The organism is Kitasatospora sp. NPDC093102 (assembly GCF_040683915.1).
Lineage (GTDB): Bacteria > Actinomycetota > Actinomycetes > Streptomycetales > Streptomycetaceae > Kitasatospora.
Map to the genome: position 1 here is coordinate 63351 of NZ_JBFBFA010000017.1, position 14671 is coordinate 78021.

At 72.6% G+C, this 14671-nt stretch carries 10 protein-coding genes; 4 read left to right on the forward strand and 6 right to left on the reverse strand.

Going from position 1 to position 14671, the window contains the following annotated elements:
• The first annotated feature begins 35 nt into the window (after positions 1-35).
• The 3 genes from AB0O11_RS22210 to AB0O11_RS22220 all read left to right on the forward strand — a co-directional run bounded on the left by AB0O11_RS22210 (position 36) and on the right by AB0O11_RS22220 (position 2867).
• Positions 36-839 carry an alpha/beta fold hydrolase gene (locus AB0O11_RS22210; RefSeq protein WP_363389604.1) on the forward strand — a complete coding sequence of 268 codons (804 nt, stop codon included), beginning with the start codon at positions 36-38 and terminating at the stop codon, positions 837-839.
• 100 nt (positions 840-939) lie between these two features.
• Positions 940-1944: an alpha/beta hydrolase gene (locus tag AB0O11_RS22215; protein ID WP_363389607.1), complete on the forward strand. Its 1005-nt coding sequence runs from the start codon at positions 940-942 to the stop codon at positions 1942-1944.
• 245 nt (positions 1945-2189) lie between these two features.
• Entirely contained in the window at positions 2190-2867 is a 678-nt protein-coding gene (locus AB0O11_RS22220; RefSeq protein ID WP_363389610.1) for a YoaK family protein, read from the forward strand.
• Between the two features lie 15 nt (positions 2868-2882).
• On the opposite strand, the gene AB0O11_RS22225 is transcribed toward AB0O11_RS22220, so the two are convergent.
• From AB0O11_RS22225 to AB0O11_RS22245, 5 genes are all read right to left on the reverse strand, one after another.
• Positions 2883-5663, reverse strand: coding sequence for an AAA family ATPase (locus AB0O11_RS22225; protein WP_363389613.1), 2781 nt, complete (start codon positions 5661-5663; stop codon positions 2883-2885).
• Positions 5664-5733: 70 nt separating this feature from the next.
• Positions 5734-8469 carry a LuxR family transcriptional regulator gene (locus AB0O11_RS22230; RefSeq protein WP_363389616.1) on the reverse strand — a complete coding sequence of 912 codons (2736 nt, stop codon included), beginning with the start codon at positions 8467-8469 and terminating at the stop codon, positions 5734-5736.
• A 179-nt stretch (positions 8470-8648) separates the two neighbouring features.
• Positions 8649-9344, reverse strand: a complete 696-nt coding sequence (locus AB0O11_RS22235; RefSeq protein WP_363389619.1) for a type 1 glutamine amidotransferase domain-containing protein — start codon at positions 9342-9344, stop codon at positions 8649-8651.
• 73 nt (positions 9345-9417) lie between these two features.
• A complete protein-coding gene (locus AB0O11_RS22240; RefSeq protein WP_363389622.1) occupies positions 9418-10281 on the reverse strand; it encodes an SDR family oxidoreductase in 864 nt (287 codons plus the stop codon).
• A gap of 383 nt (positions 10282-10664) precedes the next feature.
• Positions 10665-11849, reverse strand: a complete 1185-nt coding sequence (locus AB0O11_RS22245; protein ID WP_363389625.1) for an endonuclease domain-containing protein — start codon at positions 11847-11849, stop codon at positions 10665-10667.
• Positions 11850-12201: 352 nt separating this feature from the next.
• Between AB0O11_RS22245 and AB0O11_RS22250 the strand changes: the two genes are divergently transcribed.
• The gene (locus AB0O11_RS22250; protein ID WP_363389628.1) at positions 12202-13542 is read left to right on the forward strand and encodes a GH1 family beta-glucosidase; all 1341 of its coding nucleotides are present in this window, start codon (positions 12202-12204) and stop codon (positions 13540-13542) included.
• 112 nt (positions 13543-13654) lie between these two features.
• Here the strand turns inward: AB0O11_RS22250 and AB0O11_RS22255 are convergent, their stop codons facing one another.
• Complete coding sequence (locus tag AB0O11_RS22255; RefSeq protein ID WP_363389631.1) at positions 13655-13963, reverse strand: ferredoxin; 309 nt, start codon at positions 13961-13963, stop codon at positions 13655-13657.
• Positions 13964-14671: the final 708 nt, after the last annotated feature.

The following is a 14671-nucleotide window of genomic DNA, read 5'->3' on the forward strand; positions in this document are numbered from 1 at the left end:
CGACCGATTCCGTTCCCGAGAAAGGGCACGCGGCCATGACCAGCCCGATCCCCGCCCTCTTCATCCACGGCCTGTGGCTGCACAGCGCCTCCTGGCAGCCGTGGATCGAGCTCTTCCGCGCCGAGGGCTACGACCCGTCCGCGCCGGGCTGGCCCGGCGACCCGGACACGGTGGAGGAGGCCCGGCAGAACCCGGAGAGCATCGCCGACCACGGCATCGACGACGTCGTCGAGCACTACGCGGCGATCATCCGCGGCCTGGGAGCGCCGCCAATCCTCATCGGCCACTCCTTCGGCGGCATGATCGCCCAGAAGCTCCTGGGCCAAGACCTGGCGTCGGCGGCCGTGGCGATCGACGCGGCCCAGATCAAGGGCGTCCTGCCGCTTCCGCTGTCCGCGCTGCGATCGACGCTGCCGGTGTTCAGGAACCCGGCGAACAAGCACCGCGCGGTGTCCCTGACTGCCGAGCAGTTCCGCTTCGCCTTCGGCAACGCGCTGAGCGAGGAGGAGTCCGACGGGCTGTTCGAGCGGTGGACCATCCCGGCACCGGGCAAGCCCCTGTTCGAAGCCGCCGCGGCGAACTTCGACCCCCACTCGCCGGCCAAGGTCGACACCGCCAACTCCGCACGCGGCCCGCTGCTGCTGGTGTCCGGCGGCAGGGACCACACCGTCCCGGAGTCGGTCACCCGCGCCACGTTCAAGCAGTACCGGCACTCCGAGGCGGTCACCGAGTTCATGGCCTTCCCCGACCGCGGGCATTCGCTGACCATCGACAGCGGCTGGCGCGAGGTCGCGGACGCGGCGCTGGCCTGGCTGCGGCGCCAGGGCCGGCAGGCCTGACCACCTCACCGACGGCGGCACGACCGACGTCCGCCGAACCCGGCACCCCCCTCAGGGGCCGCCGGTCCTCCGTCACCCGTCACCGGCCTTGGAGCACTGCGTGAGATTCCCCCTGCCCCGAACCCGCGGCAGCCGCCGCCTGCTCGGCGCGGCGCTGGCCGTGGCCGTCGCCGTGGGCACGACGGCGGTCAGCGCCGCCGCACCCCCCACGTCCGCCTCCTCCACCTCGTCCGCCGGTGAGCGGATACCCGCAGGGTTCAGCGAGCACCGGACCCGGGCCGCAGGCATCGGCCTGCACTACGTGATCGGCGGCCACGGTCCGACGCTGGTGCTGCTCCACGGCTACCCGCAGACCTGGTACGAGTGGCACGGCATCATGCCCGCCCTGGCCGAGCACTACACGGTCATCGCCCCGGACCTGCCCGGCGCCGGGCAGAGCGACGCCCCGCCCTCGGGCTACGACAAGAAGACGATGGCCGCCGAACTGCACGCGCTGCTGGTGGCGCTCGGCAAGGACGACGACGTGCGGATCGTCGGCCACGACATCGGCACGATGGTCGCCTACTCCTACGCCGCACAGTTCCCCGCCACCGTCAAGAAGCTGGTCCTCAGCGAGGCGCCGATCCCGGACCTGAGCATCTACCAGATCCCCTCACTGACCCAGCGGGGCCCCGGGGTCTGGAACTTCGGATTCTTCAACCTGACCGACGGCCTGCCGGAGAACATGATCCGGGGCCGTGAGGTCACCTGGACCGCCGGCTTCATCGGCGGGTTCGAGGGCGTTCCGGGCGCGGTGAGCCAGGACGACATCCGGGTGTTCGCCCACTACCTGCGCGACCCCGCCCACCTGGCGGCGAGCCTGGCCTGGTTCCGGGTGTTCCCGCAGGACATCCGCGACGACGCGCAGTTCCAGCGGACCCCGCTCCCGATGCCCGTGCTCGCCATCGGCGCGTCGGGCAGCCTCGGCAGCGCCGAGGGCGACCAGGTCAAGGCGTACGCCTCCGACGTCACCGGCGTGACCATCCCGGACTCCGGCCACTGGATCTACGAGGAGCACCCCGAGGAACTGACCGCCATGCTGTTCGACTTCCTCGGCCGCCCCTGACCCCCCGACGCCGGAAAAGGCGATCACGATCAAGAGTCTTCCCGCCTTCGAGCCCACGCCCGACCGCGAGCCGTCCGGGGCCATCGGCGGGCAGGCCCGGACCCCGCTCCCGGGCCCCGCGACCGGCAACGCGGCCCACCCCGTCCGGCGCGGCCGCGCGGGCCACCACCTGATCCGGTGACCACCGGGCGGCGGGGCCGCGTCGCGCGGTCCCGCCGCCCCTCGACGCGGAAGGAGAACGACCCATGCCCGGGACCCGGAACCACGGGCCCCTGCCCGCTCTGCTCCTGGCCCTGACGGTGGCGACCGGACTGGTCGACGCCGTCAGCTACCTGGTGCTCGGCCACGTCTTCGTCGCGAACATGACCGGCAACGTCGTCTTCTCCGGCTTCGCGCTCAGCGGCGTCGGGGGAGTGTCGTGGAGCGCGACGCTGCTGGCCGTGGGAGCCTTCGGCGCAGGGGCGTACCTCGGCGGACGCCACGTCGGCGGCGGCACCACGCACCGCGGGCGACTGCTGGCGCTCTCGACCGCCGCGCAGTGCGCAGCCGTCATCGGGGCCGCCGTGCTGGCGGCGCTCGCCGACCCGGGGCGGCGTGCGGTCCAGTTGGCCCTCGTCGCCCTGCTCGCGGTGGCGCTGGGGATGCAGAACGCCGTCGTGCGGCGCCTGGCCGTCCCCGACCTGACCACCACGGTGCTCACCCTGACCACCGCCGGCCTGTTCGCCGACCGGACCACCTCCCGCGTCCGCGGACTGCGCGTCGCCTCGATCCTGGCGATGGCCGTGGGCGCCTTCGGCGGCGGACTGCTGCTGCGCCACACCGACGTGGCAGCCCCGCTGTGGACCGCCGCGGGGCTGCTCGCCGTCTGCTCGGCCGCCGCCGACCGGCTCAGCCGCGGGCGGTCCGCCGAGGTCTGGGGCTGACCCGGCGATCCCACCCTAGGGAGTGTCCTTCGGGTCGAGCGCGGCGGCGATCTTCCGCCGCGAGGTGATCCCGAGCTTGCGGAACACCTTGTTCAGGTGGAACTCGACCGTCGAGGTCGTGATGAAGAGCCGGGAGGCGATCTCGGCGTTGGTCAGTCCCGACACGGCCAGCAGCGCCACCTGTCGTTCCTGGGGGGTGAGATCGCGCCTGGTCCCCGGGACGCGCCTGCGCGCCGTCTCCCCGGTCGCGAGCAGCTCGGTCCGGGCCCGTTCCGCGAACAGCGCCGCACCCCCGGCCTCGAACAGTTTGTGCGCAGCCCGCAGGTGTGTCCTGGCCTCGGACCGGCGCTTGCGCCGCCGGAGCCATTCGCCGAACAGCAGGCGTGACCGGGCCTGTTCCGCGGCCAGCGGAACGCGCCCCAGCAGATCGATCGACTCCGCGTACCACTGCTCGGCCTCGGCGTCCTCGGCCACCAGCGCCCGGCACCGGGCCAGCAGCCCCAGCGCCCAGGGCGTTCCGGCGAGTGGCGCACGTGCCTCCAGCCGTTCCAGCGCGAGGGCCGCTGTGCGCCGGTCGCCGGTGCGGACGGCGGCCTCGACGAGCAGCGGCAGCACCAGGTTGGCCTGTGACGGCGCGTCCTCGTGGTAGACGGTCAGCGCATGGCGCAGCGCCTCGTCGTAGCACCCCCTGCCGAGTTCGAGGATGCAGAGCGCGTGGAGCGCCAGCTGGTGCAGCAAGCCCAGTCCGTAGGTCCCGGCGACGGCCTCCATCATCGCCACGGCTGCGCGCGCCTCGTCCTCCCGGCCCATCCACGCGAACAGCAGGCCCCTGCGGAGGTCCCCGTGCGTCGTCAGCCCGATCGCGGTGGCGTAGTCGTCGGCCTCTGCGTAGAGCGCCTCGGCCGCGGCCAGCCGCCCGTTCCAGATCTCGGTGTACGCCAGGTCCGACAGGGACAGGCCGAGGCCGTAGAGCGCTCCGTGGGCGCGGTCCACGGCCGCCAGCCGGCTGACGATCTCCGCGTACGCCTCGATGTCCCACACCTCGGTCGCGGCGATGCTCACCAGGATGCTGAACGGACTGGCCGTGTTGCGGAGTTCGGCTGCGGAGCGGAGCCGGGCCAGAGCCGCCCGGATGGTCGTCACGCTGCTCCGGTAGCTGCCGGCCGACCGCAGGGCCAGGCCTTCGATCAGCTCGCTGGGGCTCCAGGACGGCACGTCCGGCTCGGGCGGGGCGGCGATCACGGCCTCGGACACGGCACCAGAGGTGGCGCGGTAGACGGGATCGCCGGCGATGACGGCGGCGTGCACGGCCTCGTAGAGCAGCTCCCGGGTCGTCCGGGGGTCCGCGTCGGCGAGTTCGGCCACGGCGTCGAGCATCATGGCCGGGACCCGGTCGACGCGGGCGTTGAACAGCTCGGCCGAGGCCCGGATCCGCAGCGCGCGGGCCCGGGCGGCGGGCTGGCCGAGGGCGGGTACGGCGAGGTCGAGCAGGGGTTGCACCGCGGCGTGGTCGCCGGAGGCCAGGTGGGCCTGGGCCGCCGCGAGGTAGCGCTCGGCGCGCCGGGCCGGGTCGGTGGTGAGTTCGGCGGCCTTGGACAGGAACAGCGCCTGGGCGGAGTAACCGCCCCTGGCCCGGGCCCAGTCCGAGGCGGCGTCCAGGTCCGTGGCCGCCGAGTCGTCGGTGCCGAGGACCGCCTCGGCCCGGTGCCAGGCGCGCCGGTCGGGAACGCGGGCCGGATCGCTGGCCGCCGCGAGCGCGGCATGGACCCGCCGCCGGTCGTCCCCGGAAGCCGCCGCGTAGACCGCCGACCGGATCAGCGGATGCCGGAACCCGCCGCCGGCCCCGTGGTTCAGGATCCCCGCGTCGACGGCCGCGACGGCGGCGCCGGCCGGCAGGCCCAGCACGCCGGCCGCGTGCCACACCACCGCCATGTCGTCGGTCGGTGCCGCGGCCATGAGCTGGAGCAGCGTCCGGGTGTCCGCCGGCAGCGCGGCGACCGACTGCCGGAAGTGCTCCTCCAGTAACCTGCCCACCGGCAGCGGCTCGGGTACCGGCGCGACCCCGGCCAGCTGTTCGGCGCCCAGGTTCGTGCCCAGTTCGACGAGCGCCAGCGGATTGCCCCCGGTGCCGGCCACGATCCGGTCCGCGACGGCCGTGTCCAGGTGGCCGGGAACGGCGAGGGAGAGCAGTTCCCTGGCGTCGGTGGCGGGCAGCCCGGTGACCTGCATCTGCGGCATGGCGTCGAACAGCCCGCGGCCGCCGAGGTCGTCCCTGGCCGCGAAGATCAGGCCCAGCGAGTCGGCGTGCAGCCGCCGGGCGACGAAGGCCAGCGTCTCGGCCGACTCCCGGTCGAGCCAGTGGACGTCGTCCACCAGGCAGAGCAGCGGCAGCTCCGATGCCACGTCGGACAGCACGGTCAAGGCCGCGAGACCCACCAGGTACCGGTCCGGCGGCGCCGCGTCCGCCAGGCCGAACGCCGTGTTCAACGCGTCCCGCTGCCTGGCGGGAAGCCGGTCGACGCGGTGCAGGTGCGGCCGCAGCAGCCGGTGCAGCGCGCCGTAGCCCAGGGGTTGTTCGGCCTCGACGCCGACCAGCCTCGCCAGCTCCACACCGGCGCCCAGGGCCGCCGCGTGGTCCAGCAGCCGTGTCTTGCCGATCCCGGCCTCGCCCACGAGCACCAGGACGCCGCCGAGTCCCTCCCGCACCGCATCGAGCAGCCGGCCGATCGCCTCGCGTTCGGCGGAGCGGCCGACCAGCGGCCGCACCGCCCCGGAACGAGGCCCGCGCCACACCATGGAAACCCCCTTGTCCTCGAAACCCTGACCGGGGGAAACGCTAGGCGCACGACGACGAGATGATCGAGCGTCACATGACGGCGGATCGACGCAGGGCGCCGGCCATCGTGCGCAGCTCGGTGCGCGAGACGATGCCGAGCTTCGGGAAGATCCGGTGCAGGTGCGAGCTGACCGTCCGGTGCGACAGGTAGAGCCGCTCGCCGATCTCGCGGTTGGTCAGGCCGTCGGCAGCCAACCGGACGATCTGCAGCTCGTGCGGGGTCAGCTGGTCGCGCGCGTCCGGAGCCCGGCCCCTGCTGGTCTCACCGGCCGCCCGCAGCTCCCGGCGGGCCTTCTCCCCCCAGGGGATGGCGCCGAGCGCGTCGAACATGTCGCGGGCGGTGCGCAGGTGGTCCCGGGACTCGACGCTGCGGCGGCGGCGCCGCAGCCACTCGCCGAAGGCCAGGTGCGTACGGGCCCGGACCAGCGGCAGGGCGCTGAGGTCGGTGCTCAGCGCGGCCTCGAAGAGCGGCTCGGCGTCGCCGTCGGCCGCGATCTGTGCCCGGACCAGGCGCAGATCGGCGTGCAGGGCCGGGGCCGGCGTCAGTTCGGCCACCGCCTCGAGCTCCGCCACGACCGGCAGCACCGCCTCCGTGCGTCCGCAGTGCTTCGCGGCGTCGACCAGGTCGCCGAGGGTGGTCAGCCGCAGTGCGACCTGGAACGCCGGATCCGCCGGATCGTGCAGCCGCCGGAAATGGCCGTACGCCTCCTCGAACCGGCCCTGGCCCAAGGCGGCCAGACCGCGCGCCATCGCCGCGGTCGCCAGCACGGGACGCGCGCCGGCCGGCAGGCCGATCTCCTCGGCCGCCTCGGCGAGCAGCAGGGCGTCGTCCTCCTCGCCGCGCAGCGCAGCGAGTTTGGCGGCAGTGGCGGTCATCAGGGCGTACATCATGGTCTGGCTGGTCTCGCGCGCCAGCCGCCGGGACTCCTCGGTCGCCGCGATCGCGGCGCCGAGGTCGCCGACGACCAGGGCGCTCCACGCGTCCGCGCCGACCGTGCGGGCCAGCAGCCCCAGGCGCCCCTGGGCGCGCAGCCCCGCGCCGCCGGCCTCCGAGAAGGCCCGGGCCAGACCGAAACCGCCGGCGAGCAGGGCCGCCGTGCTCAGCATCCGGTAGGCGCGCCCGTCGTCGCCCTCCCGCAGGACGACGTCCCGGGCCCGGTCCAGGACGTACGCGCCGCGTTCGATCGGCGCCGCGTAGGCGCAGATGGCCAGCCGCCACGGATCGAGTTCGTCCGCCACCATGCGCTCGACGGCCGCCAGGACCTCGCGCCGGGCCTCGGGGCCCGGGTCGGACCAGAAGCAGAGCTGGGCCGCGCTCCACAGGATCCGCAGCGCGAGCACCGGATCCTCGGTGGCCATCTCCTCCGCCAGGGCGGTGAGCGAGAGGGCACCGGAGGAGTGGCTGTGCAGCCCTTCGTCGGCGCCGCCGCGCAGCCACACCACCCTGGCGTGCTGCTGCCGGGACAACGGCCCGGTCAGGGCCCGGTCCAGCAGTCTGGTCACGGTCTCCGGCCGGCCGAGTTCGGCGGCGAAGTCGGCTGCCAGCAGCAGGCGTTCGGCATGCCGAACGGCGTCCTCGCTGAGTGCGGCAGCCTGTTCCAGCACGGTGACGGCCGCGGCGATGCCGCCGCGCCGGGCCGCCCGTCGCGCCGCGTCCTGCAGGGCGGCGGCGACGGATTCGTCGGGGGTCCCGGTCGCGGCGGCGCGGTGCCGCACCTGCCGGTCCGGTTGGCCGTCGAGCACCGAGGCGAGCGCGGCGTGCGCGGCGTACCGGGCATCGGCCGCCATCGTCTGCTGGATCGCCGACCGCATCAGCGGATGCCCGAAGCGGAGCTCGGTGTCGACGACTTCGACCAGTCGGGCCCGGACGGCCGGCTCCAGTTCCGCCGCCCCGACGGCCGAGCCCGTGAACACCCGGGTCGCGCCGTAGAGCTCCGGGAGTGAGGAGGCGTCATCCAGGGCGGCGATCCGCAGCAGGCTGCGGGTGACCTCCGGCAGTGTCCTGAGCCGATCGGTGAAGGCGCGTTCGAGGCGCTCGGTGAGCGGGATCTCGGTGAGCTGCGGATCGACGGAGGCGCCCACCGCGCGCGACAGTTCGGCGAGCGCCAGCGGATTGCCGGCAGCGGCGGCCAGCAGCCGCCGGTGGGCGGTGGGCCGCAGGTGCGGGGCCCGGTCCGCGAGCAGCACCGTCGCCTCGTCGTCGGACAGCGGTTCGAGCAGCACGGTGGTCATCTCGTCGGGGTTCAGGCGCGACCGGTAGCCGTCGCGCGCGGCTCCCACCATGACCACCGGCTCGGTGCCGACCCGGCGCGCCATGAACGCCAGGATGCTGACGGTGGCGTCGTCGAGCCACTGCACGTCGTCGGCGAGCACCAGCACCGGGGCGACCGCCGCGGCGTCCGCGATCAGGTTGAGGGCCGCCAGGCCGACCAGGAAGACGTCCGGGATGTCGGCCTCGGCGTGCCCCCGGGCGGCGTCCAACGCCTGCCGGTGCGGCGCCGCGAGCTCCCGCGTCCCGGCGGCCAGCGGGTGCAGGAGCAGTTGCAGGCCGGCGTAGGGGATGTCGCTCTCGGCCTCGACGCCGCTGGTGCGCAACACCCGGTACCCCGAGGCTTCGGCGAGGACGGCGGCTTCGGCGAGCAAGGCCGTCTTCCCGATCCCGGCCGGGCCGCGGACCAGCACGGCGCTGCCCCGGCTCCGGCTCCGCGACTCGGACAGAACGCGGGCCAGGAGGTCCACCTGCTCCTGCCGGCCGACGAGCTCCACGTTCCCTCCAGCCAGTTGGGTCACTGGGGCGGGCGTGCCCGGAGGATTATGCTACTGCGCCGCGCTGATGCCCCAGGATGGTGCCGCACTGCGGCGATCAGTCCTCTCCCGCCTTGTTGACCCTGGAAGGCTGCGCCGGTAGCGCGTGCCGGCGCGCGGCGACGCAATCGGGGTCGTGCCTACGAGAGGCTCTCAAGCATGATCGTGGCCAGGGGGCCAGAGGACGCCGGATTCTGTCCGGTGTACAGGTTGCGGTCGACCACCGTGTACGACTCCCACATCGGGCCGCGCGAGTAGTCCGTGGGAAGGTTTCTGACCTCGTCCTCCATGAGCCACTTGGCCTTGTCGGCGAAGCCGACGCCCGCCTCCTCGTCGTTCGTGAAGCCGGTGACGCGGTAGTTGGCAAACGGCGTGTCACCCTTCTCGTCCCGGGTGGCGAGCAGCGCCGCCGGGGCATGGCAGACGATGCCGAGCGGTTTGCCGGACGCGAGTGCCCTCCTCAGTAGCAGCCCGGAATCGGCATCGCACCAGAGGTCCTCCATGGGGCCGTGGCCTCCCGGGTAGTAGACCGCGTCGTAGTCGTCGAGGTCCACGTCCTTGATCGGGACGGGGTGGCGAAGCTGCTCGGCCTCCTCGATGATGCCTTCCTGTTCGACGGATGCCTCTTCTCCTCCGGTGAAGCCGGGTCGCAGGCTCATGGTGTCGCAGACGGGTACGACACCGCCCGGGGTGGCGATGGCGACCTCGTGGCCGGCCCCGGTGAACACGCTGTACGGACTTGCGAACTCCTCGGCCCAGTAGCCGGTCGGGTGCCGGTGACCGTCCTTGAGCGTCCAGTAGCTTGCTCCGGTCATGACGAAAAGGATCTTGGCCATGGGAGAACGCCTCTGAAGGTTGGAGGAATCTGGTATTGGCGAAAGCGGAGCGACCGCTGCGTCTAGGTGGGGGTCACGTGGTGACCGGAGTCTCCGGCTTCATCTCGTAGGAGTGCTGGATGGCCGGGTGCCGGGTCCCGAGGCCGTCCGTGATCTTGCGCTCCCACGGAATCTCCTGAAGATGCCTGGTTTCTTCAAGCATCGACTTGGGCTCCAGATTGCGGTAACTGTCGACCTCGCCGGCAGCGACGGCCGTCAACGTCGCATAGACCGCTTCAGGGTCGAACTGCGCGCGGGGGAAGGAGAGTTTGGAGTAGTCGAAGAGCCGCTGGGACGGGTCGTCCTCCCAGCTCTCCCAGGTCTGGAACATGCGGTCGTTGAATCCGGTCAAGAAGGGTCCAGGGTTGACCGTGGCGACTTCGATCTTGTGCTCCTGCAACTCGTAGGCCATGGTCTCGGCGATCGCCTCGATTGCGTGCTTGGACGCGGAGTAGATGCCGGTGAACGGGTTGACGTTCAGGCCCTCCCTCGAAGAAACCCAGACGATGCGGCCCGCCCCGCGCTTGATCATCTGCTTGGCGATCCCCTGGGTGAGGACCAGGGGCCCGGTGACGTTGACCTCGAACTGGTGCCGAATGTTCGTTTCGGGGATGTCAACGGTGGAGCCGCCTTCGCCGACACCGGCGTTGTTCACGAGGATTTCCACACCCCAGTTGAGGGCCTTGCGACGGTCACCGTCGTTCGTGACGTCGAGCTTCTCGACCTGAAGCTTGACTCCGCGCTCGACTGCTTGCCACTTCAGTGTTTGCACCTGGGCATAGATCTCCACCCCGGCGATCACGTCGAAGCCCTTCTCGGCCAAGCGCATGGCGGCTTCGAACCCGAAGCCGGTGCCCGCTCCCGTGATGAGGACCTTCCTGAGTGCTGCATTCGCCATGCCGAGCGCTTCCTTTCATGTCGGTGGTCCCGCAGTCTTCGACGCTTTGACCGTTCACTGAGAGCGGACTGAGGTACGCCGGCGCGCTGGCTGTCATGTGCGAGGACGCTCCCCCTCGGGATAACGAGCGAAGCGTTCCGGCCCGGGAGCGTTGCACGATTATGATCGACGCGTTCCACTGTGGCGGGCAACCCGGGTAGGCCGACTGGGGGGCTGAGGGATTCGGAGTTCTACGGCGGTCGTCGGCCGGCACGACCCAGCCGTCCGCGCGGACCGCGGCGTGCCCGATCCGGCCCGCGCCCCAGGTCCCGTTCGCGTCCCTGCTTGCCGCGTGGTACCACCGGAGAATCCCGTCACCGGCCGAAGCGCATGCCGCTCCTGGCTCAGAACAGTTTCAGGCCCTCGCTGCTGGTGTCCGCGATGACGGGCCGGAACTGCTGGGTGGGGATGCCGTCCAGGCGTCCGGGTCCGGCTGCGGCAGCCACGACAGGGGCGGTGACGGCCAGCCAGGTACGGAACCGTTCGGTGGCTTCGCGGTAGGGGACTTGCGCCAGGACACGGTGTTCGCCGGAGGGGCAGAAGTCGACGGCGACGGTGATCAGGCAGGAGTCGGGCGTGTTCTGGCTGCCCGTCCAGGACGCGCGCAGCGCACCGCAGGGTTTGCGCCCGCGGGAGCTGCCAGGGGCGCGGTGGGTCGGGCGCAGCGACCGGCCGACTGTGTGGGCGGTCCATGCGACCAGGTGTGGCAGTGGCAGTGTGGTGCGGGCGCGGCAGCCGGGGCAGCGGTGCCAGTGGCGGAGCCAGGTGTCGGCGTGGGTGTGGAAGAGGCGGGTGTAGCGGTCGCCGACGCGTACGTCGTTGCTGTACAGGTGGTCGGGTCGTTCCTGCGTGTTGCAGGACTGGCAGACGGGGGCGCGGACGTAGCCGTGTTCGTGGCAGTGGTCGAGCACGGTGGCTGGTGCTGTCCGGCAGACGGCGCATCCCCACCGGGCCACCTCGCGGGAGAAGCCGTGCTTCCTGCTGAGCGTCGAGTACAGGTGGCCTTCCAGCTCGCCGTTGTACGGGCGCAGCACGGTGGTGCGGCAGTCGGGGCAGACCGTCTGCGGGCCGTCGGCGGTGTGGACGCGCCACTGGCCGGAGGGCCGGTCGGTGACGGCCGCGCATTCCCGGCAGGTCCGCGCGGCTCGGAGCCACTGGGTTTCGGTGTGCTCGGCCGCGTCCAGCACCCTGACCACGGCCCGTGGCAGCCACCACGTTCGCGTCGTCCGGTCACGGGTGCGCTCCACGAAGGTCCGGCACCAGTCGATCCCGCCCAGATGGTGCAACTGGCCGCTGTCGTGCCACGGTGCGCGTTCGTGGGTGCCGGGATCCTGTGCGCGGGTTCGTTCCCGGGCGATGCGCTGACGCCACCGCAGCGTCGGTGGGCCGTTGTGCTCCGGGTCCAGGGGGCCGCGGAAAGGACCGACGCGGACCAGGTCCTCCCGGTTCACCTCGACCGCGTTCAGCTTCGTCGCCGCCCGCCGTACGTCGGTCTCGTCAACGCTCCACCGGCCGCCAGGTCCCCTCACCGTCGCCACCGCGTGTTCGCCGAGCAGTACGTACCCCGCCCCGGGATCAGCAGGAGAGCAGCTGAACGCCCCGGAAGCCGTCGGCACGGCACTGCCGGCCGTCAAATCGACCCACAAGGCGTCAGCGGCAGCCAGGGCGAGAAGGCCGCCCGAGCGGCGCGGGATGGCGCGGTGTGGCATACGCGGCAGGCTATCCGATCCGTGTGAGCGACACGCCCTTTCGGCCGCTGGGGGTCAAGTAGGTTCGGGGTCATCGGGTGTGCGATCTCCGGGTGGCGATGGGCCTCCTCTGGTGTTTCGGCGTGGCGTCAGTAACATGAGTTCTCCTCATGTTCTCTGTCGGGAGGCTGTCATGCCGGACCGTTTCGACCTGCCGGCGGGGTTCCGCTGGGGTGCCGCCACCGCCGCCTACCAGATCGAGGGGGCGGTGACCGAGGACGGCCGCGGCCCGTCCGTCTGGGACACCTTCACCGCCCGCCCCGGCGTCGTCCGCGACGGCCACACGGGCGAGGTGGCCTGCGACCACTACCACCGCTACCCGGAGGACATCGCCCTGATGAAGGGCCTCGGGCTGGACGGCTACCGCTTCTCCATCGCCTGGCCCCGCGTCCTGCCCACCGGAGCGGGCACCGTCAACCCGGCCGGCCTCGCCTTCTATGACCGCCTCGTCGACGCGTTGTTGGAGGCGGGCATCACCCCGCTCCCGACCCTCTTCCACTGGGACCTCCCGCAGGCCCTGGAAGACCACGGCGGCTGGCTCAACCGCGACACCGCGTACCGCTTCGCCGAGTACGCCACCGTCATGGCCGACCGCCTCGGCGACCGCATCCCCACCTGGATCACCCTCAACGAGCCCTTCGTGCACACGGTGTTCGGCTACGCGCTGGGCACCCACGCCCCGGGCCGCACGCTCATGTTCGAGGCACTCCCGGCCGCCCACCACCAGCTCCTCGCCCACGGCCTCGCCGCCTCGCTGCTCCACGAGCGCGGCCTGGAGGTGATGCTCTCCAACAACCTCACCCCCGTCCAGCCGGCCACCGACTCCGCCGAGGACGCGGCCGCCGCCGAGGCCTACGACGCCCTGCACAACCGCCTGTTCACCGACCCCGTCCTCCTCGGCCGCTACCCCGACCTCTCCGCCCTGGGCGTCCCCGACGACATCTTCGGCGCGGTCCAGCCCGGCGACGTGGACCTCATCCACGCCCCCGGCCTCGACGGCCTCGGCCTCAACTTCTACAACCCCACCCGCGTCGCGGCCCCCACCGGCCCCGGCCTGCCCTTCGACCTGGTCGACATCCCCGACGTCCCCCGCACCGCCTTCGGCTGGCCCGTCGTCCCCGACGGAATCCGTGAACTCCTCGTCGGTTTGAAGGAGTTGTACGGCGCCGCCCTCCCGCCCATCACCATCACCGAGAACGGCTGCTCCGTCGCCGAGTCCACCGACCCCGACCAACCCCGCATCGACTACCTCGCCACCCACCTCGACGCCCTCGCCGCCGCGGTGTCCGAAGGCGTCGACGTCCGCGGCTACTACACCTGGTCTCTGATGGACAACTTCGAGTGGGCGGAGGGGTTCAACCAAAGGTTCGGCCTCGTCCACGTCGACTTCGAGACGCAGAAGCGCACCCCGAGGGCCTCCTACGCCTGGTACCGCGACCTGATCGCCGCCCACCGAGCCAGGCAGGGACGGTAGTCGGCCTGGGCTGGGCGGCGATGCCGTCGGAACGGTGCGGGGAGCGCCGGGCCTTGTGCAGGAGCCGACCGGCCGGTTCGCCGTTCGCGCGAGTCCGCTCCCTGAGGGCCGCTCACCGGAGTCGGCCGGGCCCCCGCTCGGGGCGGCGCATGCGCAGGGCGAGTGCCGGGCGCTGGTTCGCGGCCCGGCGGGCACCGTGTTCCTGCCAGGGGGCGACGGGGATGCTGGTCGACGCGGGATAGCCGTGCGGGCCGAGCCGGACGAGGCCGGGAGCCAGGACGCCGCACAGGCCGTGCCCGGCGCAGCGGGACCAGTCCACCTCCAGGCGTGCGCCTTCGGTGCGGGGCAGCGGCAGCACGCCGAGGACGGGCCTTCCGCACCCGGGGTCGGCGACGTGGGCCTCGACGTCCCGAGCGAACACGTCGAGTGCGCTCAGCACGAAGCCGGCCGGCCCGCCGGCGCCCGTGGCCAGCGCGGCGAGCGCTTCGGCCGCGTCGGGCAGCCCGCGCCTGTACGGCCCGCACTGCCCGGCGGACTCGCCCGCCAGCCAGGCCGCTACCCGGGTGATCTCGCCGAGCGGGCACGTGACGGCTGAATGGCGATGACGTGGTGGGCCATGGCGACCGGCGCGCCACCGACCGCGGTACCGGGGAGAAGGGTGGGTGCGGACATCTGGAATCCTTCTTCCGATTCGGTGGACCGGCGGGGCGCCGGCCGGCAGCGCCATCGGATCGACTGGACCCGCTTCGAAGCCGCGTCGAAGAGCGCACCCGGTCGTGGGGTGGGTGACACGGCCGGATCCGCCGCCCATTCTCAGTGGCGCCCGAACGGGAGACAAAGGCCCCCGAATACGACACCGGGCAGTAGGAGGGCCCCGCGTGGGACCGGTCCGCAGTGCGAACGGGGGCTCGTGTCCACGGCCGAACGTCGTAGATGCCCGGAGGGATGTAACCGGGCTCACGCTCCGAAGCCGCGGACGGCGACGGAGCGTCGCCGAAGGGCCACGCTCGGCCTCCTCCGCGTCGGCTTCGGGACGTGGCGTCGCGCGCCGGAGGCCTCGTACGCCCGGTGCCGCGACCTGGCCGCCGCCCATCGGACACGGACCAGGAGGCAGGGCGGGCGACAGGGG